Origin of the sequence: Enterococcus sp. ARL09-542, from assembly GCF_005234805.1 — a bacterium.
In the GTDB taxonomy this organism is placed as follows: domain Bacteria; phylum Bacillota; class Bacilli; order Lactobacillales; family Enterococcaceae; genus Enterococcus_D; species Enterococcus_D gallinarum.
Genome location: NZ_QPQX01000005.1, coordinates 69,606 through 92,733 on the forward strand (window position 1 = coordinate 69,606; position 23,128 = coordinate 92,733).

General features: G+C 39.5%; 19 protein-coding genes. 4 read left to right on the forward strand and 15 right to left on the reverse strand.

Features of this window, described 5'->3' with window-relative positions; genetic code table 11:
- Positions 1–12 precede the first annotated feature (12 nt).
- Positions 13–2,472 (forward strand): transglycosylase domain-containing protein, encoded by a 2,460-nt coding sequence (locus tag DVW06_RS07230; protein ID WP_005471175.1) that lies wholly within the window; start codon positions 13–15, stop codon positions 2,470–2,472.
- Positions 2,473–2,606: 134 nt separating this feature from the next.
- Here DVW06_RS07230 and ccpA read toward each other — a convergent pair whose 3' ends face one another.
- Positions 2,607–3,605 (reverse strand): catabolite control protein A, encoded by a 999-nt coding sequence (ccpA, locus tag DVW06_RS07235; RefSeq protein WP_003126239.1) that lies wholly within the window; start codon positions 3,603–3,605, stop codon positions 2,607–2,609.
- 195 nt (positions 3,606–3,800) lie between these two features.
- Here ccpA and DVW06_RS07240 point away from each other — a divergent pair, with 195 nt between their 5' ends.
- Both DVW06_RS07240 and DVW06_RS07245 read left to right on the forward strand, forming a co-directional pair.
- Positions 3,801–4,901 (forward strand): aminopeptidase P family protein, encoded by a 1,101-nt coding sequence (locus tag DVW06_RS07240; protein ID WP_003126238.1) that lies wholly within the window; start codon positions 3,801–3,803, stop codon positions 4,899–4,901.
- A gap of 15 nt (positions 4,902–4,916) precedes the next feature.
- On the forward strand, positions 4,917–5,693 hold the full coding sequence (locus tag DVW06_RS07245) for an NAD-dependent epimerase (RefSeq protein ID WP_137264527.1): 777 nt from the start codon (positions 4,917–4,919) through the stop codon (positions 5,691–5,693).
- A 165-nt stretch (positions 5,694–5,858) separates the two neighbouring features.
- Here DVW06_RS07245 and DVW06_RS07250 read toward each other — a convergent pair whose 3' ends face one another.
- From DVW06_RS07250 to hprK, 6 genes are all read right to left on the reverse strand, one after another.
- Complete coding sequence (locus DVW06_RS07250; RefSeq protein WP_003126236.1) at positions 5,859–6,539, reverse strand: YtxH domain-containing protein; 681 nt, start codon at positions 6,537–6,539, stop codon at positions 5,859–5,861.
- A 14-nt stretch (positions 6,540–6,553) separates the two neighbouring features.
- Complete coding sequence (locus tag DVW06_RS07255) at positions 6,554–6,979, reverse strand: DUF948 domain-containing protein (protein WP_003126235.1); 426 nt, start codon at positions 6,977–6,979, stop codon at positions 6,554–6,556.
- Positions 6,980–7,152: 173 nt separating this feature from the next.
- Entirely contained in the window at positions 7,153–8,073 is a 921-nt protein-coding gene (galU, locus tag DVW06_RS07260) for a UTP--glucose-1-phosphate uridylyltransferase GalU (RefSeq protein ID WP_003126234.1), read from the reverse strand.
- 18 nt (positions 8,074–8,091) lie between these two features.
- Positions 8,092–9,114, reverse strand: coding sequence for an NAD(P)H-dependent glycerol-3-phosphate dehydrogenase (locus DVW06_RS07265; protein ID WP_003126232.1), 1,023 nt, complete (start codon positions 9,112–9,114; stop codon positions 8,092–8,094).
- Between the two features lie 74 nt (positions 9,115–9,188).
- The gene (lgt, locus tag DVW06_RS07270; RefSeq protein WP_003126231.1) at positions 9,189–10,019 is read right to left on the reverse strand and encodes a prolipoprotein diacylglyceryl transferase; all 831 of its coding nucleotides are present in this window, start codon (positions 10,017–10,019) and stop codon (positions 9,189–9,191) included.
- 15 nt (positions 10,020–10,034) lie between these two features.
- Positions 10,035–10,970 (reverse strand): HPr(Ser) kinase/phosphatase, encoded by a 936-nt coding sequence (hprK, locus tag DVW06_RS07275; protein ID WP_003126230.1) that lies wholly within the window; start codon positions 10,968–10,970, stop codon positions 10,035–10,037.
- Between the two features lie 161 nt (positions 10,971–11,131).
- On the opposite strand from hprK, the gene DVW06_RS07280 reads away from it, so the two are divergent.
- Entirely contained in the window at positions 11,132–12,832 is a 1,701-nt protein-coding gene (locus DVW06_RS07280) for a M3 family oligoendopeptidase (protein ID WP_003126229.1), read from the forward strand.
- Between the two features lie 227 nt (positions 12,833–13,059).
- Here the strand turns inward: DVW06_RS07280 and DVW06_RS17660 are convergent, their stop codons facing one another.
- The 8 genes from DVW06_RS17660 to pstB form a co-directional block, all read right to left on the reverse strand.
- The gene (locus DVW06_RS17660) at positions 13,060–16,905 is read right to left on the reverse strand and encodes a bacterial Ig-like domain-containing protein (protein ID WP_274543591.1); all 3,846 of its coding nucleotides are present in this window, start codon (positions 16,903–16,905) and stop codon (positions 13,060–13,062) included.
- A 114-nt stretch (positions 16,906–17,019) separates the two neighbouring features.
- On the reverse strand, positions 17,020–17,625 hold the full coding sequence (locus tag DVW06_RS17470; RefSeq protein ID WP_238696168.1) for a hypothetical protein: 606 nt from the start codon (positions 17,623–17,625) through the stop codon (positions 17,020–17,022).
- 28 nt (positions 17,626–17,653) lie between these two features.
- Complete coding sequence (locus tag DVW06_RS07290) at positions 17,654–18,379, reverse strand: LytTR family transcriptional regulator DNA-binding domain-containing protein (RefSeq protein ID WP_003126227.1); 726 nt, start codon at positions 18,377–18,379, stop codon at positions 17,654–17,656.
- Positions 18,380–18,982: 603 nt separating this feature from the next.
- A complete protein-coding gene (locus DVW06_RS07295; RefSeq protein WP_003126225.1) occupies positions 18,983–19,342 on the reverse strand; it encodes a phage holin family protein in 360 nt (119 codons plus the stop codon).
- Entirely contained in the window at positions 19,342–19,647 is a 306-nt protein-coding gene (locus tag DVW06_RS07300; RefSeq protein WP_003126224.1) for a PspC domain-containing protein, read from the reverse strand. The genes DVW06_RS07295 and DVW06_RS07300 overlap by 1 nt, the downstream gene beginning before the upstream one ends.
- 51 nt (positions 19,648–19,698) lie before the next feature.
- Positions 19,699–21,267 (reverse strand): daptomycin-sensing surface protein LiaX, encoded by a 1,569-nt coding sequence (gene liaX, locus DVW06_RS07305; RefSeq protein WP_005471173.1) that lies wholly within the window; start codon positions 21,265–21,267, stop codon positions 19,699–19,701.
- A gap of 407 nt (positions 21,268–21,674) precedes the next feature.
- Positions 21,675–22,352, reverse strand: coding sequence for a phosphate signaling complex protein PhoU (gene phoU, locus DVW06_RS07310; protein ID WP_003126222.1), 678 nt, complete (start codon positions 22,350–22,352; stop codon positions 21,675–21,677).
- Positions 22,353–22,364: 12 nt separating this feature from the next.
- Entirely contained in the window at positions 22,365–23,123 is a 759-nt protein-coding gene (pstB, locus tag DVW06_RS07315) for a phosphate ABC transporter ATP-binding protein PstB (RefSeq protein ID WP_003126221.1), read from the reverse strand.
- Positions 23,124–23,128 lie beyond the last annotated feature (5 nt).

The following is a 23,128-nucleotide window of genomic DNA, read 5'->3' on the forward strand; positions in this document are numbered from 1 at the left end:
AGGTGACCATTTTTGCCCCAAAATAAGAAAAAACAACCAAAATCTCCAAGTACGAAAAAGAGCTGGTTTTATTTCAATATCAGCTTGCGCGTGCTCCATTCGCTCTTTTTAGTCGCAATTTCCTTTTTGATTCTGGGCGGTTCACTCGCACTAGGTATCGGTGTTGGCTATTTTGCATTTTTAGTAGAAGATACCGCTGCCCCGTCAAAAGAAGAACTGCAGCAAGAATTAACCGACATCACAGAGACTTCACAGCTAGCTTATGCGGATGGTAGTAAAATCGCCACGATTCGATCAGATCTGATGCGTACATCGGTTTCTTCAGATAAAATTTCTGATTATCTCAAAAAAGCGATCATTGCAACAGAAGACGAATATTTCAATCAGCATAATGGCGTCGTTCCTAAAGCGGTCGTCCGTGCCCTCCTCTCTGAAGCAACTGGCTTTGGTGGTGGCGGTGGATCGACATTAACTCAGCAATTAGTCAAACAGCAAATTCTCTCAAGCGAAACTACTTTTAAACGCAAAGCCAATGAGATTCTCTTGGCGATGGAAGTCGAAAAGTTTTTCTCTAAAGATGAGATAGTCACAATGTACTTAAATATTTCACCATTTGGTAGAAATAATAAAGGGCAAAATATTGCCGGCGTGCAAGAAGCGGCCCAAGGAATATTTGGCGTCAATGCTGCCGATCTTACACTTCCCCAAGCTGCTTTTATTGCTGGATTGCCACAAAGCCCGATCGTCTATAGTCCGTACACGAATACTGGTGAAATCAAAGAAAATCTCAGTGCCGGTTTAGATCGAAAAGACTTCGTCCTCTTTAGTATGTATCGTAATCATGACATCTCAAAAAAAGAATACGACGAAGCAATGGCTTATGATTTGAAACAAGACTTCAAAAAACAAGAAGCCATTGAGCAGACCGATCAGAGTTTCCTCTATTATACGGTTCTCAATGAAGCCAAAGATATCATCGCTAAACAATTGGCGGACGAAGATAAAGTTAGCGCAGAAGAATACAGTAAAGAAGAAACCTATCAGAAATATTTAGAATTAGCACAACAAAAATTAGTCAATGGTGGTTACACAGTTACCTCTACCATTGATAAAAACATCTATAATGCCATGCAAGACGCTGTGTCCAAATATGGCTATATGCTGGATAACTGGGGCGATGCGCCCATTGAAGTTGGGAATGTCATGATGGATAATGCAACAGGCCGTGTGCTTGGGTTCATTGGTGGTCGCGATTATCAGCAAAATCAATTCAATCATGCGTTCGATGCCCAAAGACAAGCTGGATCAAGTATTAAGCCAATGCTCGTTTACGGTCCTGCCATCGATGAAGGCTTGATGGGTTCTGAATCAATGGTCTCTGATTACGCAGCTAAATGGCGCACTGGTGAAAATGCGGATGAACCAATCGTTAACGCGACAAATAAGGGAACCAATACCTTTATGTCGATTCGAGAATCATTAGAAGTCTCTAGTAATATCGCTGCGACAAACATTTTTCAAGACATTTGGGAGCAAGAAGGTGACCCATTCTTCTCTTATAAGAATTATTTGAGCAAGATGAACTATCCTGAAGACAATAGTTGGGCTTATGAGTCTGCTCCTTTAGGAGTCACCAACGTAACTGTTTTAACTCAGACCAATGGATTCCAAACGTTAGCAAACAAAGGCGTTTACCAGGAAGGTTATGTGATCGAATCGATCAAGAACAATGAAGGCGAAGTCTTGTATCAGCATGAACAAAAACCAGTTCAAGTCTTCTCTGAAGCAACAGCATCAATCATGAATGACATGATGCGCAGTGTAATTGACGAACAAAAGACGTCTAACTTTAAATCCGTTGTTAGTGGTCTGGATTGGAACCTTGGAAATGCCGATTGGGTCGGTAAAACAGGTTCGACAAACAATTGGTCCGATTCTTGGCTCGTGGTCTCAACTCCTTCCATTACCATCAGTAGCTGGTCTGGTCGTGATGACAACAAAGCCACCGATAGTAGTGCCGGAACACGTACCGCTCAATACATGGCTTATTTGATCAATCGCATTTATCAATCCGACCAGAAGGTCTTTGGAGTGGATAAAAAATTCGAGTTATCCGATGATGTCAAAAAGATCAAAGTGTCTAAGGCTACAGGAACACTTCCAGGCGGCACGGTCACAGTAGATAACACAAGAAGAACCAATCCAAGCGACACAGTTACTTCGTATTGGACAAAAGGCGGTCCCAAAGAAGCATCCTTTGAATTTGGGATTGGCGGATCGAATGCCAATTATGCAGATTATTGGAAGAAAATCGCCCCTAGCCGAACAACAACATCTACTTCTACCAATACAGCCACGAACAATGGCTCTAGAAGTACCAATAAAGAAGAAAACGCCACGAACAATAACAATAATCAAAAAGAAGCAGAAAAAACGGAAGAAAAGAAAAACGAGCAGAAAGAGGATGACTGATTACGTCATCACAGTCATTTGCCAAAATCTGTTTTACCTGAAGAACGGGAAGCACATCGTTGCTCCTGTTCTTTTTTATATCTATATGTAAATAAAAAAACCGCTCCTAAGAACGGTTTCTTCTTTTTTCTCACTTATTTCGTTGAACTCTTTTCAGAGATACCATATGGTAAAACAATTGTTTTTTGTTCTACTTCTTCTTTGTTCATCATTTTCGTTAGTAAACGCATCGCTACAGCACCCATGTCATATAAAGGCTGTGTCACGCTAGATAAACGTGGACGGGCAGCTTCTGCCAATAAAGAATTGTTGGCTGTAATGATTTCAAATTCTTCAGGTACTTTGACACCTCGGTCAATCAAACCGTCTAGAACACCGATAGCAAGTTCATCGTCTGTTACATATGCCGCTGTCGCTCCACTGTTCATGATTCGTTCAACTAATGCCAAGCCTTCTTTAAAGCTATAAGGCGCTTCAAAAATCAAGCCTTCTGAATAGTCTAAGTTGTTTTCTTTTAACGCTTCTTTATACCCTTTCAACCGGTTTTGACCGTTGATTGGATCAATCAATGCACCGCTGACAAAAGCGATCTTTTGATTGTTTTTGGCTAGTAAACTTACTGCATCTTTCGTAGCTGCTGTATAATCAATGTTCACGCTCCCCACTTGTTCATCGGGATCGATTGAGCCAGCAAGTACCACTGGTGTTTTTGAACGCGAAAATTCGCCACGGATTTCATCAGTGATCCGATGACCCATGAAAATCACACCGTCTACTTGTTTTGCCAAAAGATTGTTCAGTACGTTTACTTCCTTCATACTATCGCCATCGGAATTCGCCAAGATAATGTTGTATTTGTACATCGTTGCTACGTCATCGATCCCACGAGCCAATGAAGAAAAGAACATATTGCTGACATCGGGAATGATTACACCGACTGTAGTTGTTTTTTTGCTAGCCAATCCTCGTGCAACAGCATTTGGACGATAATCTAAGCGGTCAATGACTTCCAGAACCTTCTTACGTGTCGCTGGCTTAACATTTGGATTGCCGTTCACGACACGAGAAACCGTCGCCATCGAAACATTTGCCTCACGAGCAACATCATAAATCGTAATTGTTTGTTTTTCCATGATATATCTCCCTTTATTCTGTTTTCAGAAAATCTTATTTACATTTCTTTGATAGAATAGCAAACTTTTTGCGAATATGCAACCGTTTTAATTCCGCTTTCATGAAAACTTAGTCAATTTTACATATTTACGGACAAGCATTCTCCAGTAAAGCGTGCTAAAATGGAGAAAGAATACTTGAAAGAAGGTTTTTTCATGAATAAAGAAAAAATACAAGAAATGACAACGTGGTTAGCCAGCAATCAAGCTGAGGTCGCTTATATCTCAAATCCTTCAACGATTGCCTATTTTTCAGGTTTCAAGAGTGAACCTCATGAACGCGTATTAGCACTCTTTCTTTCACCTGATAAAGACCCTTTCCTATTTACACCAGCTTTAGAAGTTGAAGAAGCTAAAAATAGTGGCTGGCCCTACGATGTGATTGGTTATTTAGATAGTGAAGATCCTTGGAAAAAAATCTGTTCAGAGCTAGAATCTCGTTATCACCTCAAACGATTAGCACTAGAAAAGAATGATTTGACTGTTGAACGTTTCGAAGCATTGAATGGTTTCCTTCCAGGAACTGATTTTTCACTTGATATCACTCCTGTGATCCAGAAAATGCAATTAACCAAAACAGCAGCGGAAATCGACACATTGCTTGAAGCAGGTAATTGGGCAGACGTCGCTTTTGAGATTGGTTTTTCTGCTGTCAAAGAAGGTATTTCTGAAATGGAGATCGTTGCAGAGATTGAATATCAACTCAAAAAACGCGGCGTTTCCCACATGTCCTTTGATACGACGGTCTTAGCAGGTGCCAATGCTGCAAGCCCTCATGGGGTTCCAGGTAAACAACAAATCAAACCAAATGAACTAGTTCTCTTCGACCTAGGTGTGATCTGGAATGGCTATTGCAGCGACGCAACGCGTACCATTGCCTATCACGAGCCGACTGAATTGCAACGAAATATCTATGATATCGTCCTTGAAGCGGAACTGACTGCCCAAGCAGCTGTTAGACCAGGCATTACTGCGGGTCAACTGGACGAAATTGCTCGTGGGGTCATCGAAAGTCATGGATACGGTGAATACTTCAATCATCGATTGGGTCACGGGATCGGCACAACGGTTCATGAATTTCCATCATTGATTACCGGGAATGATTTGGTGATTGAAGAAGGCATGTGTTTCTCCATCGAACCTGGGATTTACATTCCTGAACAAGTCGGTGTTCGTATCGAAGATTGTATCTATGTTACTGAAACTGGTTGTGTGCCGTTTACAAAAACTGCAAAAGAGCTACTAGTATTGAATTAAAAAAGGAGATGGATTATGACGCAAAATGTATTGGTTTTAGGTGGGACACGCTTTTTTGGCAAACATCTCGTCAATGAACTGCTTACACAGGGTGCGAACGTAACGATTTTGACAAAAGAAACTTATGATGTGATTTACGATAATATCGCCTATACCTCCAATGATATTGATATTTTGATGCGTCATGTCACTACCGAACGCTATATTGTCACAAGCTCTATGTCTGTTTATCCAACTTTCCATGACAATCTGGTCGAAAAAGATTTTGATCCAACAGCACATGCTTATCGTCTTGTGACCTCAGAACAAGTGAACTATGCAGAAGGAAAACGCAGTGTCGAGGAGATTTTAAGCCAAAAATACTCACAAAATTCGGCATTTGTCCGCTTTCCTTATGTGGTGGGAATTGATGACTATACCAAACGGTTGTCTTTCTATATTCAATCCGTTTGTCAAAAAAAAGCCATGTTTATTGACAATCTTTCCCATCAAATGAGTTTTATCGATTCTAAAGAAGCAGGAAAATTTTTAGCATTTTTAGGAACCAGTTCCTTTACAGGCCCCGTCAACGCTGCTGCTAAAGGTACCCTCTCACTGGCAGAAATTTTAGCTTATGTCTCAAAAGAAACTGGCATTGACCCACTTTTATCACCTACCGGAGAAGCCGGAAAATACAATGGCACGCCTGAATATTCGATAAATGTAGCACTAGCTGAAGCAAATGGCTTTCAATTCTCCCAACTATCTGATTGGATCTACTCACTATGTGATCAAGAGATCAAAAACGCTTAACTATGTGCGCCTTCGCTAAAAAAACACATCCAAACTAGAAATAAATGCGTCTGTGATCTGTTTGATCGCAGGAACCGTGTTGTCACGGCTCGGCATTTTATCTTCGTTTGGATGTTTTTTTGCTACCGATTAAAAGCAGCTCCTTTAACTTTCAAAAGAGAAAGATTATGCTTCTGGATTATTTTTTTCCATTTTATCTTTTAATTCTTCTTTGACTTCTTCAAAATCTTCTTTCGCATCTTTGGCTTCTGATTTTGTTGTTGCTTTTACATCAGCCGCTTTTTTATTTGCTTCATGTTTCAATTCGTTTGCCGCTGATTTTGTTTCTTTTGCAGCATCATCTACGATTGGTTTGGCCTCTTCTGCCCCTTCTTTTACCGTTTCCTTCATGTCTGCAGCGGAAGATTTTGCATCAATAAAAATGTCTTCTGCTGTTTCTTGGACGTCTTCATGAAGATCACTAGCAGAATTTTTGACTTCGTCAGCAGATTTTTTGAAGCGCTCAGATAAATCTCCTGCCTGTTTTTTTAATTCTTCAACTGTATCGCTAGAAGAACTAGCTGCATTATCTTTTAAGTCATCTACTTTTGCAGTCAATGAATCAGTAAAACCTGAAGCTTGTTCGCCAAGTTTAGCTGCTTTATCTTTAGCGATCTCCACTAAATCGGTACTTTTATCTTTAGCCATATCACCATAATCAGAAGCTTTATCCAATAAATCATCGGCTTGTTTGGCTAGTTTGTTTCGCAAGTTTTTACCTGACTCGGGTGCTAATAACAGGGCTGCTACCGCTGCTGCTGTCCCACCAATTACTGCACCTAATAGAAATCCACCTTTTTTACTCATTGAAATTCCTCCTCTTATTGTTGTTTGTTACGGTCTTTGAAAAATTTCATTGCTGTTTGACCTACTTTACCAGCAACAGTTGCTTTAGCCGTTGTTCGACCTAAACTGCCAACTCGCGAGACCAAGTTCTTTCCTGAACTATTCAATTCAGAGACGCTGGTACTTAAATCTGCTACTGCAGTAAAGAGCGGATCAATGGTCGCAACTTTGCCATTTACATCCTGCAGCAATTCATTGGTCTTAACCAACAATCCCTCCACTTCTTTTGAAAGGATATCTACGTCTTGGGTGATGACTCGAATCGTGGTATTGGCTTCTTCCACTGTTTTATCCACTTTGGTCATCGTTTTGCTTACTTGCATCAATAATCGTACAACAAAAACGACAAGTACGACGAATGCAATCGCAGCGATCAATGCTGCAATCTCTCCTCCTGTCATAAAATGTCTCCTTCCCCTTTTACTTATATTAAGAATAGCATTTCAAACGGCGTTCTACAAATAAAAGACTAGCGAATTTTGTTTTTTTTACTAAAATCTATCCGCTTTCATACAAAACCAAAAAAATGCCGAACAACTTTGATTGATCGTCAGTTGTTCGGCAAGCGTTCTTCTTACTTGTTCTCTTTTGTTGGTTTTGGCTGGGTTGCTGTTTTTTCAGTTGGTGTTAATTCTTTACTCAATTCAATCAAGTATTCTTTTAGACTGTCTTTGACTTCTGGGTGTTTCAAGCCATATTCAATGCTTGTCTTCAAGAAACCAAATTTATCACCAACATCATACCGTTTACCAGTAAATTGGCGAGCAAATACGCGTTGTGTTTTATTCAACGTATCAATAGCATCAGTCAACTGAATCTCATTGCCGGCACCTGGTTTTTGATTAGCTAAGATATCAAAAATTTCTGGGGTCAACAAATAGCGGCCAATAATTGCCAAATCACTAGGCGCTTTGTCTGGAGCAGGTTTCTCCACAAAGTTCTTCACGTTGTATAATCCTTTATCAACTTGCATGCCAGGATCAATAATCCCATATTTTGATGTGTCTTCATGCGGAACATCCATCACAGCAATCGTTGAAGCATGCGTTGTTTCGTAATCATCGATCAATTGCTTCGTTAATGGGACTTCATCTTCCATCAAGTCGTCGCCAAGCATTACCACGAAGGGCTCATTTCCTACAAAGGCTCTTGCTTGTAGGACAGCATGCCCTAACCCTTTAGGATGTGATTGACGAATGAAGTGAAGATTAACATCTGTGGTTTCTTCGACCAATTTCAATAATTCAGTTTTGCCTTTTTCTTGCAGATTCATTTCTAGTTCTAAGTTTGCATCGAAATGGTCTTCAATTGGGCGTTTTGCTTTTCCGGTAACGATCAAAATATCTTCGATCCCTGATTGTAAAGCTTCTTCAACAATAAATTGGATCGTTGGTTTATCAACGATCGGCAACATTTCCTTAGCCATTGCTTTTGTTGCCGGTAAAAAACGGGTTCCTAATCCTGCTGCTGGAATAACTGCTTTTTTTACATTCATTTGTCTCTCTCCTTATCGTTACTTTTCAAGCGTAAACTCGTTCTCTTCTTTGCCATCTCTCAGCATGATTTCTTTGGCTGCTTGTTCGATTGCTTTTCCTTCATAAAGAACAGAATAAATGGTTTCGGTGATCGGCATTTCAACACCTAAAGCTGCTGCCAGTTCTCGCGCTGCTTTTGTCGTCGATACACCTTCAACGATCATTCCCATGTTTTCTAATACTTCATCCAAACTGTGTCCTTTACCAAGTAAGTTTCCCGCACGCCAATTTCGTGAATGAACACTCGTACAAGTCACAATCAAATCACCAACACCACTCAAACCGATAAAGGTCAATGGATTGGCTCCCATAGCTACTCCTAGTCGGCTGATTTCAGCTAACCCGCGGGTCATGATCGCCGCTTTTGCGTCGTCTCCAAAGCCTAAACCAGCAATTGCTCCCGCACCGATTGCGATGATATTTTTTAATGCTGCACCAGTCTCAACCCCGATTACATCATTGTTCGTATAAATACGGAAATAGTCATTCATGAACAATTCCTGCACATATTTTGCTGATTCTTCATTTTCACTCGCTGCAGTAATGGTAGTAATATCATGGACAGCCACCTCTTCTGCATGAGAAGGCCCGGATAGCACAACAATATCTTGTCGTTTCTCTGTAGGAATCTCTTCTGCCAAAATTTCAGATATTCTCTTGTGACTTCCTTGCTCTAATCCTTTCGATGCATGGATGATCACGGGACGATTGGTTGCCTTTTCGGCAAACTCTTTAGCGACCGCCCGAATTGCTTTCGTCGGTACAACGAAAAGAATGGCATCTGCATCAATGATCGCTTCTTCAAGAGCCTTAACACCTAAAATATTTTCTGGTAGCTTCAAATCCGGCAGATAATGACGATTCGTATGGTACGTATTGATTTCATCGATTTGAGCTGGATTGTTGCCCCAAATTTTCACTTCATGACCATTCTCGGATAACACTTGCGCAAGCGCAGTCCCCCAAGAGCCAGGGCCTAATACGGCTATTTTTTGTTTCACGATGGAAACCTCCTCTGTTCATTTACAATAAAACTTCACTCAATCATTTTACCATAGTTGCCGAAAAATAACTGCTAGATTACATATTCATTTTCTCCATAGGAACGGTTGTAATCTTTTACTTTTGTTTTTTTACGGCGCCAGATCAAGACGATGATTGCACCAAAGAATAACACAGCTGATAAGACTTGCGATACTCGGATCGGTCCAAACAAGTACAAACTATCCGTTCTCATTCCTTCAATGAAGAAGCGTCCAAAACCGTACCAGATCAGATACCCTAGGAAGACTTCGCCTTCTTTTAAAAGTCCCTTTTTCTTACGGAGTAAGATCAAAACAATAAAACCTAAAACATTCCAGACAGATTCGTATAAGAATGTTGGTTGTCGATAAGCTCCATCGATATTCATATTATCAATAATAAAATTAGGTAGATGGAGACTTTCTAGAAAGGAACGGCTGACTTCTGCGCCGTGAGCTTCATGATTCATGAAATTCCCCCAACGTCCAATTCCTTGTGCCAACAACACGCTAGGTGCTGCAATATCCAAAAAGGTCACTGGTGAAATAAAATTGCGTCGGCAAAAGAAATACAGCCATATTCCTCCAGCGATCAAAGCCCCATAGATTGCCAATCCCCCAGAACGAGTATTGAAAATTTGAATTGGATCTTTCAAATAAGGTTCTAAATCAAATAGGACGTAATACAGTCTGCCCCCGATAATTGAAACTGGCAAGCCAATCAACATAAAGTCCGTTACATCATCGGCCTTCAATCCCACACGGACTGCTTCTCTCGTACTCAACCACATCGCAATGATGACACCGGAGACAATAATGATCGCATACCAATAGATCGGCAGACCGAACAACTCAAAAGCAACACGATTTACTAAAGCTAACATATAAACTGTTCCTCTCTAATTTCCAGAATTTTCTTCGATCAACTGTGTCAATCGATTCTCAAACGTTTGTGTCGCATCATAACCCATTGTTTTTGCCCGGAAATTCATGGCTGCAACTTCAATAATGATGGCGACATTTCGTCCGGTTTTTACTGGAATCTTGATTTGCGGGATATCTACTTCACCAATCTGAACAGTTGTATCATCCGTACCTAAGCGATCATATTTTTTATCTTTAGCCCACGCTTCAAGGTAAACTGCCAACTGCACTTGCATATAGCCTCTGACTGCACTGGCACCAAATAAGTTCATGACGTCGATAATTCCGATTCCGCGAATTTCAATTAGATGTTGGAGGATTTTGGGCGGTTCTCCCACCAATGTCAGTTCATCTTGCTTATAAACATCTACTCGATCATCAGCAATCAGCCGGTGTCCACGCTTGATCAACTCTAATGCCGTCTCGCTTTTCCCGATGCCACTATCTCCTTGAATCAAGACACCTAATCCATAAACATCTACCAAAACTCCATGTACGCTTGTTCGAGCTGCTAATCGTCCATCTAAATAGCTCGAAAGTTCACCTAGCAATCGTGAAGTTGAAATAGGCGAACGCAAAATTGCGATATTGTGCTCTGCACAAGCTTGGATCATTTCCTCTGGGATAGCCAATCCTCTGGAAACAATGAATCCAGGTGTATCTTCTGAACACATTTTACGCAAGACCATCAACCGCTCTTCCGGCATCATTCGTTCAGCAAAAGTAATTTCTTTACTTCCAAATAGTTGTAATCGATCATGGGAATAATAATTGAAATAGCCGGTCAATTCCAACCCCGGTCGCGAAATATCCCCGGTGATGATTGTCCGTTCCAAACTTGTTTCATCCCCTTGGACGATCTCTAAGTTCAAAGCCTCAGCCAACTCATTGACCTTGACGGTTTCTGTCATAATAGTCCCTCTCTTCATCTCCATTGATTCTTCAGCTGCTTCTTTTTCGCAAACTGTTCCTCTCTATTTTATCATTCTATCTTAAAACTTACTACACGTGTTATTGGAACTACCTATTTCTTTTTATTTTATGCTATTATTTTTAAAGAGGAGGGATTTAATTGAAATTTTCAGACTATACTTACGTACGACCAGATTTTGATTCTTACAAACACAATTATTTGGAAGCGTTACACAACCTTGAGGAAGCAGCCAACCTTGAATCTGCAAAAACAGCCATCGATGAATTAAATTATTTGCGGGGAACGATCGACACGGCAGTCAACTTGGCTTCTATTCGACACTCAATTGATACGACGGATCCGTATTATGAAGCAGAAGATACATTTTGGAATGAGTACCAGCCTCATTTTGAATCACTGGATTTTCGTTTCTACCGTTGTCTACTCGCTTCACCGCTAGTGGAAGAATTAAAAACTATCTATCCAGAAACGTTCTTTTTATTTGCTGAAAGTCGCGTGAAGTTATTTGATGAATCACTGATCGAATTATTCCAAAAAGAGAATCAACTGACTTCTGATTATGGCAAATTGATTGCTTCCGCCCAGCTGGAGTTCCAAGGAGACAGCTATACCCTTGCACAACTACGCCCTTTTACTGAACACAAAAATCGTGAAATTCGTTTGGAAGCAATAAACATTCAAACAGCATTTTTTGCTGAAAATGAAACGAAATTCGACACAATTTATGATGAATTGATCAAAGTGCGTACAGAAATCGCCCATAAATTAGGCTTCGAAAATTATGTTGCTTTTGCAGATGTCCAAATGAACCGCTGGGATTATGATCGCAAAATGATCGAAACCTATCGAAAGGAAATTTTAGAAAAAGTTGTCCCAATCACTCAAAAGCTGTATGCCCGCCAAGCAAAACGTAATCAGCTATCAAAAGCCACTTTTGCGGATTTGCCATTGGTCTATCCGAACGGAAATGCAACACCGAAAGGCACCGCAAACGAATTAGTGGAGAAAGCCCGTACCATGTATCATGAACTGTCTCAAGAAACAGGTGAATTCTTTGACTTCATGGTTGATCATGAGCTCTTGGATCTTTTAAGCAAAAAAGGCAAGCAATCTGGGGGTTACTGTACCTTTATCCAGGAATATCAATCTCCTTTTATTTTTGCGAATTTCAACGGGACTGCTGCTGATGTAGATGTCTTGACTCATGAAGCTGGTCATGCATTTCAAGCGTTTCAGTCTCGTTGGATCAAAGAGCCAGAAATTCTTTTTCCAAATTTCGAGTCTTGTGAGATTCATTCCATGTCAATGGAATTTATCGCTTGGCCTTGGATGGATGCTTTTTTTGAAGAGGAAACTGCAAAGTACAAGTTCGCCCATCTGGCTAGCAGTCTACTATTTCTACCTTACGGCGTGTTAGTTGATCACTTCCAACAAGAAGTCTACGAAAATCCTGATTGGACTCCAGAGCAACGAAAAACTTGTTGGAGAGACCTGGAACGCCGCTATTGTCCAGAACGTGACTACAGTGAATTTCCTGATTTGGATCGCGGGCTTTACTGGTTTAGACAAGGACATATTTTTGAGTCACCCTTTTATTATATCGACTATACGTTAGCTCAAGTTTGTGCCTTTCAATTTTGGTATCGTTCGATCGTAGCCCAAGATCCTACTGCTTGGCAAGATTATTTGGCCATTTGTCAAGTCGGCGGTACACAAACATTTCTTGAAATTCTCGAAACAGCTCACTTACGTTCGCCCTTTGAAAAAGGTGCGTTAGATGATACTCTGAAGGCTGTTGATGATTACCTAGAGAATGTTTCCGAAGAACAACTAAAATAGACCACACAATCCACGGAACGAACGAATCATCATTGATTTGTTCGTTCCATTTTTCATTGCAGTCCTTTAAATAAACGACATGCAGTCACGAACTAGTCAACCAGGTACGTTAAAAGAATAGTCAGCTCTTTTTTTGCCAGCTGCTAGGACTAACTTACTAAGGACCAACAAAAAAGCAACGAATACTCGCTGCTTTCTTGCTTGGCTATTGAGCCAATTTTATAAGCTTATTCGTTCGCTTTTTTCTTTCTTCTAAAGAAGAAGGTAACAACAAGCCCAATGAATGCAATCCCCACTAATGGATAAACTTGATTGTCACTCGAACCAGTTTTTGGCAAAACTCGCTGTTGACGATCTTTAGCAGTTGCTTTGATCAGTTTACTTCCATCATTTGACTTTGGATCAACTGGTTTAGTTTGATCATTGTTGTTAGATTTTTTTCCATCGTCGGTTGCTGGTTGTTTTTCGATCACTTGAATCGTAGCCGTTGCCGTAACAGTCAATTGTTTGGTTGTCCCAAATATGCGCTCAAACAGCGCTGGATTTGCTACTTTCTCATTTGAAACAACAGAATAGTTCACCTGATAAGTACCGACCTTCCTGGTATCAACAGATCCTTCAATAAGAAGTCGTTCAATTGATAGGGTATTGCCCTCACGATCAGTTGCTGAGACAAAATTGTTCTTAGCCTCCCATTGATCGCCTACATACACTACTGAGTCCTTAACAACTACGCTTGTTTGATCTGCTAAAACTGTGATCGTAGCTATTGCTTCAACTTTACCATTGCGGTAGCTGATTTCATATTTGCCAGGTGTCGTAGTATCGACATCCCCTGTTATATCCAATTCAGCTACTGACAACGTTTTTCCCTCTTTATCCGTCGCAGAGACAAAGTTATCTTCTGCCTGCCATGTGTCTCCTACGTAGAGCGTACTATCTTTGGCTACCACGGTTGCTTGATCAGACACGACGGTGATCGTTGCCACTGACTCGGCGTTTCCATTTTTGTAGGTCACTTGATAACTACCTGCTTTTGAAGTATCAACATCGCCGCTAACAGTTACTTCTGAAAATGTTACGTTATTGCCTTGTTTGTCCGTCGCAGAAACAAAGTTGTCCTCAGCTTGCCATGTGTCTCCTACGTATAATGTGCTGTCTTTTGCTTTGACGCTTGTTTGATCTGCTAAAACTGTGATCGTAGCTATTGCTTCAACTTTACCATTGCGGTAGCTGACTTCATATTTTCCGGGTGTCGTAGTGTCTACCGTACCTGTGACGGTTACATTAGCGAGTGATACTGCTTTTCCGTCTTTATCTGTGACGGATACAAAATTGTCTTCCGCCTGCCAAGAATCTCCCACATAGAGCGTACTATCTTTGGCTACCACGGTTGCTTGATCAGACACGACGGTGATCGTTGCCACTGCCTTAGCTGTTCCATTGGTATAAGTCACTTGATAACTACCTACTTTTGATGTATCAACATCGCCGCTAATGGTTACTTTTGAAAATGTTACGTTATTGCCTTGTTTGTCCGACGCAGAGACAAAGTTGTCCTCGGCTTGCCATGTGTCTCCTACGTATAATGTGCTGTCTTTTACTGAAATACTGGATAAATCTTTTTCTGGTGTGATTCCAATAGATATCTGGTTACCCGTTCGATTGACTTTTACATCCATACCAGATTGAATATCTTCTGGAACAACATATCCTTCAGGAACTTTTGAAACGTATACCTTGTATTTACCTGTATAAATATCTGTCAACTGTGACTCGCCTACTTGATCAGTGGTGGTGTTGATCACAGTTCCAGTCAACTGATTGATTAACATTAATGAAACTCCAGCAATCTTTTTTGTCGGCCTTTCTGTATCAAAGACATCAAGTAAAGCAGACGTTTTATAGATAATCCCTTCCGAATCACCTGCTGAAAATTGCAGATTTGCGATAGTGGATGTCGCGGTGCGCTTTGCTTCGGACAATGTATTAATCGTCTCGGATGAAATGGTGGCTGATGCAGAAATTTGACCAGCGTTTTGAGAAAGGACGGTATAGCTGATCTCCACGTTCTCCTTAAGCACATAGTTTGCAAAAACCAGCTGAATCTCACCATTAACTTTCTCTACTTTATAACTATCATCAGGAACATTTGAGATTCTGATGGAGTTTGGATCGATTTCTCCATTGGTGTTGCCAATAGATTTTAAGCTGAACGTTGGATTTACAACTTTCTTTGTTCCATCATCAATGTTTTTCGTTTTCACAGTGACTTGGGTTACGTTTTTTGCGCTAGTAACTGTCCTTTGACTAATATCGATAATGTCTGTTGCGGTATTAGAGACAGTGACCGTCGATGACCCTTGTTGATTACCATACAGTGGTTCTTTAGCAAATCCCGGTATCAGAATTGATTTCGTTTCCTGCCAACCATTTGCATAATGATAGGCAATGATGTATCTGTGATCAGTTGTCCCAAAATCGAACGTATAATAATTCGTCGCTTCATCATGCGTGATGGTAGGGTAATTCGGATCTGATTCTTTCATGACTTGCGTATTGTATTGCCCCCGAGCCCAGTATTGAGGATAAATCCCTTCCACTTGATCATTGGAGACATCGATAATGGAAAATACGACATCTGTATTCATTGGTACATGTGTTTCTACCTTCAGATCTTTGATGGTATCTTGCCGGGCATTAACTAAAAATTGATTTTTGCTTCCTTGCAACGTTTGTTCTGAATAGTTTTTTCTTCCAGTGGTAACTGTTGTATTGACAGTATCCAAGCCATCCGCTGAGATACTAATCGGAATTTTATCTACTGGGATCCGCGTTGTAGAAGCGAGACTGTCTGGCACATAATTAAATCCAATGTCAAATTGAATTGAACGATTGATTGGCGTAATAAAAGTAACTAAGGACCCTCCCTCAACCTTCTCGATACGGTAATCTTGATCGATCTTGTAATAATAGTTCACTTCTGGAACTTTTCTAAGTGTCAAATAATCTGGATGTTCGACGAAGATTTTAAGATTTTCGACAGGTTGTGTTGTGCTTCCTTCAACGTTGACTGAAGTATCATTTGCATAGGCACCATTTTGGTTGTAGTTCCCCCAAGCTGTCTCAGCTGAATTAGGATATAAAACTGAGATTGGTTGTACATAATCATCCCCAATCACTTTGAATTTTTCATTGGGAATCAAAGGAGTCGTGACATTCATGACGATGTCTTTTTGATCAAAAGGAACCGTAAGATGAATCATGGAAAATGCTAGGTTACTGTCTTTGGTTGCCGTCAAGGTCAACATGCCGTTAGAATTTTCGACTTTAAAGTATTCATCTAAAAGTACATTTTGATAAAAAGCATCATTGACCATTAGTTGCTTCACTGTAAGTTCCTGTCCATTTTCAGCGGATATCGTTATCTGCTGTCCTTTTTTCATTTCAGTTGGCATGCCATGTAATGTTAAATAGTAGGATCCCTTTTCATTGGAATATAAATTTCCACCGGCAACAGCTGTATAATACCTTGATGAAATTTCTTTTTCAGTTTGACTTGTTTTTGCCACAAAAGAAATTCCACGGTACTCCCCAGCCGATGGTTCAAGATTTACTGATCCAAAACCGGTGGTTGGATAGTTTTTGTAATAAGAATACTGATGGTAACTAATTTCAGATATGCTCATCGTGAATTGATAGACAACACCATAAGCCTTTTGCTGATCCATTTGTTTGATCTCAACTGCTGTATTTTGTAAGTCATTAGCTGTAATTGTATAATCTGTGCCAGCGGCTAGCTCCGTTTGCGTTTCTGGCGTGATATTCCCTTTGATATCTACATCATAGCTATAAACCTTTAGTGGTTGCGATTCTATTTTTTTGAAAACTGCTCCTGGGGTGTCAATAAGTTGCAAAGAGAGTGTTTCCGTTCCCGAGAGCTTGCGGTCTAAATTATAATACACTGTACCATCTAGACCAAAAATGTTTTTTTGTTGCTCGTACTTCAATGATTCGACATCTTCATAAAGATCGATCGCATAACTGGTTTTATTTAGATCATCAATTGTCACTTTGATTTGCGGGGTACTTTCTGAATAAAGATAACTCTTTAATTCAAGGGAAAATGTTGCATCGTGGATAGCTTGATTAAAAGTGATCGTTACTTGACGATTGGCACTGTCTACTTACCAAGTCGCATCGATGCCTTGAATCGTCCCTTGATTATCGGTAAATCCAAGGGTGTCCGGCAAACTAAAAACAACAGTTGTTCCAGCTAAGTAATCTTCGTCAATGATTTCAAAATCCAATTTTAGTTTAACTGGTGTATTATTTAGCACTCTTGTTTCCTGTGTTTGGCTGTACTCTTCATCAGCCATCGTAAGCAGTGTTCCTTTCTTTAAAAGTTCTTGCGCCTTTATTTGTCGATTGGAACGAGAAGCATTTTCTTCTTTCTTAACTATTTTGGGATCAGTAGAAGATTTGTTGGTTTCAGTTTCTGCAACACTAGAATCTTTTATACCTGATGTTTCCTCACTTTGATCCACTTCGTTCTCTTCACTGGAAGAAGTATCAACTTCTTCTTGACTACTAGCACTTGAAGTGAATGAGGAAGCTTCTTTTTCAGATGAAGCCAAGATAGGATCTTTTTCTTTGTCTATTTTACTAATTGTTTCAGCTGGCTGATCAGCCTCAGATGTTTCAGCAATCACCAGTATTGGCGTTGTGATCTGAGTAAGACTCAATGCAATAACAACCATACTTTGTTCTATTTTTTTAGTGATTTTCTTCATTATTCTCCTCCAATTTATATATGTATTTTTAATCAATCGCTTTTCTTATTTTCTTACCCACTTCTAATTCTTCACCGCTAAAAAAAGAAAGAATGTTGTTTGTTCGATCAATTTTCCTGATTTGTCCTGTATTGATAATGTAGGATTTAAACACTTTATAATAAGCGGGTAGGTCCAATTGCTTGATGACTTTCAAGGACATCTCAATGTATTCGATCGACTTCTTTTGGTGAAGAACGATTTGGTTGCGCTCTTCTTTGACCGTTGTGATATAGTTGATTGATTCTGCATCCATAACGATCAATTCTCGTTTGTTTTCAAGCTTTAATAAGTGCTTTTTGCCTAATAGTGATTGCTTTATTTCTATTGCTTCAATTAATAAGTTTCTTAGTTGGTGTTTAAACGCTTCTTTTGTATCAATGATCCCTAATGGGCACAGGAGGTTCATTTTTTTCATCTGTATCTTTGAAGCATCTATTCCATAAAAAGCTATTTGACATTTTTTACATTGGCTTCTCAATCTTCCTGCTAATTGAAAACCTCGATCATATCCTTTCATATCAGTGGAAAATAAGAATAAATCATTGATATCGGTAAGGTGTTCATTAATAAAACGCTCAAATTGGTCCGGCAGGAAAATTTCTACTGAAGCACACGGAAGTTGGCATTCTTGGATCGCTTTTTTTAGCCACTCTCCATTAAAAAAATTATCATCTACTACATAAACAGCAAAGTTGCTTAAATTTGCAGACATCTAAGTTCTCCTTTTTTACATCATTTTTAATTGTATTATTAATCAAAAATGCCCGCTTGCACTTTCAAGCGCATTAAAAGAACCTTTGTGCAAAAATTCAGCTGTATTTAAGAACAATATAACTATTCACTTAGTTAGTAGTAGTGGATATTCAGCAAGAATTGTTTCCGTAGATTTTAGAATGGTACTCTAGCGTGGGCGGCTTAACTGCTTAGACTATTCGTTTTAGTGAATAGCTATTAGTCAAAAAAGTGGTGCGATGATACTGCTCGTATTCCCATCGATCCCCTTCATAAAATACTACTTCTATCAATATTTATCACTGCGAAACAATAACAAATGAAACTAATAGACACGAGTATTTTCACAGATTTTTCTACTCAATTTAACATGACACAGCTAGATGAACATGACAAAAAATGGTTATTTCGAAGAAATAATTGGCGGATTTGTCTTTCTTTTATAAAAAATTACAAAAAAAGATGTTTTGCTTTTCTTATTATTACAGTTTGTTTGTTCACATTGTTCTTTAATATTAAACAACAAAAACATCCACACGTTCTTTCAACATAGCTAGCTATGTATCAGAAACGTGTGGATGTTTTATTTTGTATATTTTTCGATATGGTGTTCAGTCACAATCATATTGATCACTGACATAATCAAAGCAACCAGAATCGCTGCACCAAATGAGGAAAAGCCAAAGTTAGCAGCTCCTACAAAAGTTGAAGTCAAATTCAGCATTAAAGCATTGATGACAAAACTGAAAAGCCCAAATGTCAACAGCGTTAATGGAAATGAGATGATACTCAAGATTGGTTTGATCAACGCATTTAAAATAGAGAGAACAAAGCTGGCTACTAATGCCATCATGATGCTACGTACATGGACCATGTTTGGCAGCAATACTGCCAGAGCAACAAAGGTGAGTGTATTCATTATCAGTCGTTGAAAGTAGGACATTAGAAGTCACTCCAGTCCTCATCCTCGACTTTATCTGCTTCTTTGCGCGGACGATTTGTTTCTTTGTTGTTCGCTTTGTAGTACTGATTGTCGTGTCCATATCCACCAGAGCTTTTGCGTCCAGAAGGGATCAAGATCGCCATGATGACATAAAGGGTGATCCCAGGGAAACCAGCTGTCACTAATGATAGAAAGACATAGATCACACGGATGATCGTTGGATCGATTCCTAAGTATTCTGCTAAACCTCCCAGAGTACCTGTAATCACTACATTATTGGTTGATTTCGTTAATCGTTTGTTCATTTACCTTCACCTTCCTTCTGACAATCTATCTATAGATCTGATGGAATCAGATTATTGTTCTGTGTCTTTGATAAAGACATTCCCAGTCGTTGTTGAAAGATCGACTTGTGCTACTTTATCAGCTACGCGGCGGAATTGCAATAATTGGTTCATACGTTCTTTTTTCTCACGCACGATTTCAAAATTGCTCAGCCGTTGATTGATACTTCCTAAGCTGGTTTTTGCCAAGCCTTCAAATCCAACTGATTGTGGTAATGCTACTTTGACATTTCCGTTGACTGAGCTAGCATTTAATTTTTGTAGTCGGTCTTCTTTGTAAGTGATTCGGATATTACCGTTCACTAGAGAAATTCCAGTATTTTGTGGTGTCGCGGTAAGAGTAACATCCCCATTGACAGTTTCAATGATAGCATCAAGGATATCTCCATCTTGAACCAAGATATTTCCATTGACACCTTCAATCTCCAACATCGTAGCATCTACTTTGCGGAAATCGATCGTACCGTTGGTTGATTTCGTATAAACATCTCTTGCCACCAATTCGTCAAATGTTACATTCCCGTTCAACAATTTCACTGCAACATGATCATAGGTACGTGTCGGCAGATAGAAAACCAGATCAGCGCGGATACGCTTGTTTGGAATTTGGAATGAAATGCGTTCATCGTCGACATCAATTTGGCTTCGTGCATCAAAAGCATCGAAAGGTGTTGCAGCATCCATTTTACCATAGAGTTTGATTTTAGCATCCACTTTCACACCCGGTTGATCCCACAAGCGGAATTCAACATTTCCGTTTGCTAGTTTCACATCGATCAATGTTGCTTCTGTTTCAGCATATTCAAAGGTATGTTCAAATTTCGTTGCTGCTACTCCTGGAACTTTCAGATTGATATCTTTCCATTCCATGTTGTCATTCACTGATTCTGAAACAGCACGAACTGTTTTTTTCAAGAATTGTCCAAATTGAGTACCTGCATCAACCATTTTTTCACTGACTTGAGTAAATGTATCAGAGGCTTGTTCTTTCCAGTCATCTGGAATATCAAGTTTTTGGCTGATTTTTTCTTTTGTTTGTGACCATTGGTCTTTGCGAATATTTTTCAACTTCGCATCCAATGTCGCTTTTTCTTCGCTCAAACTATCTAATGAATCTTCTAGAGAAGCGATTGTCGCTTCCGTCTCTTGCCGTGTTGCAAGTTCTTCTTCAGATAATTGATCCAATTCCTCTTTTGTGTTCAATTGCATGAGGACTTCTTGTGCTTCTTTCAGTTCCTCTTTTACACCTTGAATTTCTACATTGATCTCATCTAATTCAGCAGAAGCTTGGTTTGCCTCAGTTGCCAATCCGTCCAAGATTTTTTCAAGATTTTCTTTATCTTGTGCTTCATTTTGACGAAGTTTTTCTTCACCATCAAAAGAAGCTTCTTCTTTCTCGTGGGCTTCTTCAACTTCTTCAAAAAAGTCATTATTTGTCTTATCAGCGGATACTTCAGCTGCAGCTTTGTTGATTTGATTCTCGTCTTTGGCTTTTGCCATTCCTTCCAGCAAATCCAATGCTTCTTCTGTAGAAAGCACACCTTTTTTCACTAAATCCAATACACGTTCTCTTTCGTTCATGGAAATTGCCTCCTTCAGCAAATTTTTGTTTGCAAGTTTAGCTTACGAACCTATTATGCCTGTTTTTCCGCAAACTGTCATAGGTCTTAAGTACCAAGTTTTTATCAATCCGAAGTTCTTTCAATAAAAGAGTAATTGTTCTGCTTGAAATCAGAGAAGATGATTCTTTGTGAAAGGAAAACTTGTGCTTATCAGCTTTATCTAAAAAACTACAAAAAAACTGTACTACAGAAGAACCGAATAGCGCAAGAATAACCTCACACGTTTTCCAATAGTTTATCCATGATCCCAGATCAATGATACGCTATTTTTCATCTCTCTTCTTACAGTACAGTCCGTACAATAATAATATACATTCATGTGAAAGCTGATGAGCTAAATCTATATTTTGAACAAAGATATGCTCACTACATCAGCTCAGAACGATTACTATTTAACTCACTGATCTTACCAGTAGCCAAATAAACGATCCATTCGCAAATATTTGTGACATAATCACCAATCCGCTCGAGATATTGGGCCACAGAAAGATAATCCGTACCACTGACAACTGTCTCAGGATTGGCTTTCATGCTATCGATCGTTTTATAATAGATATCTCGATAGTAATCATTTACCCGCTCATCCATTTGTGCAATCATCCGGGCATCTTCTTGGTCCGTTTTTACATAAGCGACCAAAACATTGTCCACCATTTTTTTGACATAGTCAGACATATCGGAAATTTCTTTCTCAATCTCTGCAATTCGGGTCTCGCCTTTAACACGAATCGTTGACTTTGCGATAGATACCGCGTGATCTCCCATTCGTTCCAAATCGGAACTAGCTTTCATCACAGTGATGATCATTCGCAAATCAGTCGTTACAGGTTGTTGCAAGGCAATCATTTCGAAACTTTTCTTCTCAAGTCGAACTTCCATATTGTTGATTGCTTCATCGTTTTCTATTACTTCTTGAGCGATCTCTTTATCATGCTTCACATAAGCACGAACAGATTTATGGATCGCACTACTTACAAGCATCCCCATTTCATAAAATTGATTGTGAAGATTCAGTAATTCTTCTTCAAATTGTGTACGCAACATTGCTTTTTCCTCCTAACCAAATCTTCCTGAAATATAGTCTTCTGTTTCTTTCTCCCTCGGACTCAAGAATACTTTCTTGGTATCATTGAATTCGATCAAGTTGCCATCTAAGAAGAAGGCTGTTTTGTCAGAGATTCTTGAAGCTTGAGACATGTTATGAGTCACAATGATCATTGTGTATCGTTCTTTTAGTGTCAAAAGGGTATTTTCGATTTTACCTGATGAAATAGGATCCAACGCACTGGTTGGTTCATCTAATAAAATGATTTCCGGATCGACAGCCAATACTCGGGCAATACAAACCCGCTGTTGCTGGCCGCCAGACAAAGAAAGCGCACTTTGATGAAGCTTATCTTTGACATCATCCCATACTGAGGCAGCTTTCAAGCTTTCTTCCACGGTTTTATCGAGAATCTCTTTGTCTTTGACACCCTTTAATTTTAACCCATAAATAACGTTTTCGTAAATCGAAAAGGGAAATGGATTCGGTTGTTGGAAAACCATACCGATTTCTTTCCGTAAATCTACTGTATCTTGTTGCGGACTGTAGATGTCTTTTCCTTTATATACGACACTCCCTGTGATCGTGACACCAGGAATCAAATCATTCATCCGATTCAACGAACGAAGATAAGTCGACTTGCCGCAGCCGGAAGGACCGATCATTGCAGTAATTTCTCCTTTATTGATGGAAAGATCGATTCCTTTTAGTGCTTCTTTTTTTCCATAATATAAATGCAGATCTTTTGATGTGATAATTTCTTCTGCCATTTCTT

Coding starts and splice junctions, on each gene's coding strand:
- liaX (WP_005471173.1), bottom strand. CDS start 21,267: ATGAACGAAAGAGAACGTGTATTGGATTTAGTGAAAAAAGGTGTGCTT.
- DVW06_RS07245 (WP_137264527.1), top strand. CDS start 4,917: ATGACGCAAAATGTATTGGTTTTAGGTGGGACACGCTTTTTTGGCAAA.
- DVW06_RS07290 (WP_003126227.1), bottom strand. CDS start 18,379: ATGTCTGCAAATTTAAGCAACTTTGCTGTTTATGTAGTAGATGATAAT.
- DVW06_RS07255 (WP_003126235.1), bottom strand. CDS start 6,979: ATGACAGGAGGAGAGATTGCAGCATTGATCGCTGCGATTGCATTCGTC.
- DVW06_RS07240 (WP_003126238.1), top strand. CDS start 3,801: ATGAATAAAGAAAAAATACAAGAAATGACAACGTGGTTAGCCAGCAAT.
- pstB (WP_003126221.1), bottom strand. CDS start 23,123: ATGGCAGAAGAAATTATCACATCAAAAGATCTGCATTTATATTATGGA.
- hprK (WP_003126230.1), bottom strand. CDS start 10,970: ATGACAGAAACCGTCAAGGTCAATGAGTTGGCTGAGGCTTTGAACTTA.
- DVW06_RS07300 (WP_003126224.1), bottom strand. CDS start 19,647: ATGAACAAACGATTAACGAAATCAACCAATAATGTAGTGATTACAGGT.
- lgt (WP_003126231.1), bottom strand. CDS start 10,019: ATGTTAGCTTTAGTAAATCGTGTTGCTTTTGAGTTGTTCGGTCTGCCG.
- phoU (WP_003126222.1), bottom strand. CDS start 22,352: ATGTTGCGTACACAATTTGAAGAAGAATTACTGAATCTTCACAATCAA.
- ccpA (WP_003126239.1), bottom strand. CDS start 3,605: ATGGAAAAACAAACAATTACGATTTATGATGTTGCTCGTGAGGCAAAT.
- DVW06_RS07250 (WP_003126236.1), bottom strand. CDS start 6,539: ATGAGTAAAAAAGGTGGATTTCTATTAGGTGCAGTAATTGGTGGGACA.
- DVW06_RS07295 (WP_003126225.1), bottom strand. CDS start 19,342: ATGTCCTACTTTCAACGACTGATAATGAATACACTCACCTTTGTTGCT.
- DVW06_RS17470 (WP_238696168.1), bottom strand. CDS start 17,625: ATGAAGAAAATCACTAAAAAAATAGAACAAAGTATGGTTGTTATTGCA.
- galU (WP_003126234.1), bottom strand. CDS start 8,073: ATGAATGTAAAAAAAGCAGTTATTCCAGCAGCAGGATTAGGAACCCGT.